The sequence below is a fragment of the Neisseria polysaccharea genome, assembly GCF_963392925.1.
GTDB lineage: Bacteria > Pseudomonadota > Gammaproteobacteria > Burkholderiales > Neisseriaceae > Neisseria > Neisseria polysaccharea.
In genome coordinates this window covers 1-324 of the sequence record NZ_CAUJNZ010000041.1, presented here as the reverse complement: position 1 = coordinate 324, position 324 = coordinate 1, and the positions used below count along the sequence as shown (strand labels likewise).

Sequence of the window (324 nt, the reverse complement as noted above, 5' to 3'; positions counted from 1 at the left end):
CCTTACCATTTCGCTTCAAAAGACCGAATACGGCGACTTTACCGGCAGCACCGCGACCGCGTTTACCTTTGCGTTGTCCGCCAAAATAACTTTCATCTGCTTCTACTTCGCCATCAAACATTTCCAAATGTGGACTGTTTTGATAAATAAGTAATCGTAAACGATGAAAATAATAGGCTGCGGTATTTTTATTAACGCCTACTAACTCTGCTGCTGTTCTTGCAGTTACACCTGCGACAAATAGCTCAATGAGTTTATTTTGTTTATACTGGCTTAGACGAGTTTTTCTCATAGGGATAATTCTAACTTAATTTGAATTTCCCT

The 324-nt window shown here is 39.5% G+C and carries 1 protein-coding gene; it reads right to left on the bottom strand.

Annotation, left to right across the window (positions count from 1 at the left end; all coding sequences use genetic code 11):
• The coding region (locus RDY34_RS10560) for a transposase (protein ID WP_308085716.1) at nucleotides 1-292 on the bottom strand (292 nt) is incomplete at its 3' end.
• Nucleotides 293-324: the final 32 nt, after the last annotated feature.